This window comes from Vibrio sp. B1-2 (genome assembly GCF_963888445.1).
GTDB lineage: Bacteria > Pseudomonadota > Gammaproteobacteria > Enterobacterales > Vibrionaceae > Vibrio > Vibrio anguillarum.
In genome coordinates, this window is record NZ_CAWPJH010000023.1 from 1 (window position 1) to 2,587 (window position 2,587).

At 52.0% G+C, this 2,587-nt stretch carries 1 rRNA gene; it reads left to right on the forward strand.

The features are described 5' to 3' along the window. Window positions 1-2,556 (forward strand): 23S ribosomal RNA (locus AACQ75_RS09855); the annotation flags it as partial. Window positions 2,557-2,587 lie beyond the last annotated feature (31 nt).

Below are 2,587 nucleotides of genomic sequence, written 5' to 3' on the forward strand. Positions count from 1 at the left end.
GTTCCATCATTATAAGTGAAATCGAGTAAGGCGGGACACGTGTTATCCTGTCTGAACATGGGGGGACCATCCTCCAAGGCTAAATACTACTGACTGACCGATAGTGAACCAGTACCGTGAGGGAAAGGCGAAAAGAACCCCTGTGAGGGGAGTGAAATAGAACCTGAAACCGTGTACGTACAAGCAGTAGGAGCACCTTCGTGGTGTGACTGCGTACCTTTTGTATAATGGGTCAGCGACTTATATTCAGTGGCAAGGTTAACCGAATAGGGGAGCCGTAGGGAAACCGAGTCTTAACTGGGCGCTTCAGTCTCTGGATATAGACCCGAAACCGGGTGATCTAGCCATGGGCAGGTTGAAGGTTGAGTAACATCAACTGGAGGACCGAACCGACTAATGTTGAAAAATTAGCGGATGACTTGTGGCTAGGGGTGAAAGGCCAATCAAACTCGGAGATAGCTGGTTCTCCCCGAAAGCTATTTAGGTAGCGCCTCGGACGAATACTACTGGGGGTAGAGCACTGTTAAGGCTAGGGGGTCATCCCGACTTACCAACCCTTTGCAAACTCCGAATACCAGTAAGTACTATCCGGGAGACACACGGCGGGTGCTAACGTCCGTCGTGGAGAGGGAAACAACCCAGACCGCCAGCTAAGGTCCCAAATTACTACTAAGTGGGAAACGATGTGGGAAGGCTCAGACAGCCAGGATGTTGGCTTAGAAGCAGCCATCATTTAAAGAAAGCGTAATAGCTCACTGGTCGAGTCGGCCTGCGCGGAAGATGTAACGGGGCTAAGTAGTAAACCGAAGCTGCGGCAATACAGTTTACTGTATTGGGTAGGGGAGCGTTCTGTAAGCCGTTGAAGGTGTGTTGTAAAGCATGCTGGAGGTATCAGAAGTGCGAATGCTGACATGAGTAACGATAAGGGGGGTGAAAAACCTCCCCGCCGGAAGACCAAGGGTTCCTGTCCAACGTTAATCGGGGCAGGGTAAGTCGACCCCTAAGGCGAGGCTGAAAAGCGTAGTCGATGGGAAACGGGTTAATATTCCCGTACTGCTTATAATTGCGATGGGGGGACGGAGAAGGCTAGGTGGGCCAGGCGACGGTTGTCCTGGTTCAAGTGCGTAGGCTAAGAGACTAGGTAAATCCGGTTTCTTGTTAGGCTGAGACACGACGTCGAGCTGCTACGGCAGTGAAGTCATTGATGCCCTGCTTCCAGGAAAAGCCTCTAAGCTTCAGATTATAAGCAATCGTACCCCAAACCGACACAGGTGGTCGGGTAGAGAATACCAAGGCGCTTGAGAGAACTCGGGTGAAGGAACTAGGCAAAATGGTACCGTAACTTCGGGAGAAGGTACGCTCTTATTGGTGAAGTCCCTCGCGGATGGAGCTGACGAGAGTCGCAGATACCAGGTGGCTGCAACTGTTTATTAAAAACACAGCACTGTGCAAAATCGCAAGATGACGTATACGGTGTGACGCCTGCCCGGTGCCGGAAGGTTAATTGATGGGGTTAGACTTAGGTCGAAGCTCTTGATCGAAGCCCCGGTAAACGGCGGCCGTAACTATAACGGTCCTAAGGTAGCGAAATTCCTTGTCGGGTAAGTTCCGACCTGCACGAATGGCGTAATGATGGCCACGCTGTCTCCACCCGAGACTCAGTGAAATTGAAATCGCTGTGAAGATGCAGTGTACCCGCGGCTAGACGGAAAGACCCCGTGAACCTTTACTACAGCTTGGCACTGAACATTGAACCTACATGTGTAGGATAGGTGGGAGACTTAGAAGCGCAGTCGCTAGATTGCGTGGAGTCGACCTTGAAATACCACCCTTGTCGTTTTGATGTTCTAACGTAGGCCCCTCATCGGGGTTGCGGACAGTGCCTGGTGGGTAGTTTGACTGGGGCGGTCTCCTCCCAAAGAGTAACGGAGGAGCACGAAGGTGGGCTAATCACGGTTGGACATCGTGAGGTTAGTGCAATGGCATAAGCCCGCTTAACTGCGAGAATGACGGTTCGAGCAGGTACGAAAGTAGGTCATAGTGATCCGGTGGTTCTGAATGGAAGGGCCATCGCTCAACGGATAAAAGGTACTCCGGGGATAACAGGCTGATACCGCCCAAGAGTTCATATCGACGGCGGTGTTTGGCACCTCGATGTCGGCTCATCACATCCTGGGGCTGAAGTCGGTCCCAAGGGTATGGCTGTTCGCCATTTAAAGTGGTACGCGAGCTGGGTTTAGAACGTCGTGAGACAGTTCGGTCCCTATCTGCCGTGGGCGTTGGAAGATTGAAGGGGGCTGCTCCTAGTACGAGAGGACCGGAGTGGACGAACCGCTGGTGTTCGGGTTGTCATGCCAATGGCATTGCCCGGTAGCTAAGTTCGGAATTGATAAGCGCTGAAAGCATCTAAGCGCGAAGCGAGCCCTGAGATGAGTCTTCCCTGGCACTTTAAGTGTCCTAAAGGGTTGTTCGAGACTAGAACGTTGATAGGTTGGGTGTGTAAGCGCTGCGAGGCGTTGAGCTAACCAATACTAATTGCCCGTGAGGCTTAACCATACAACACCGAAGGGGTTTTGTGGACTCAATG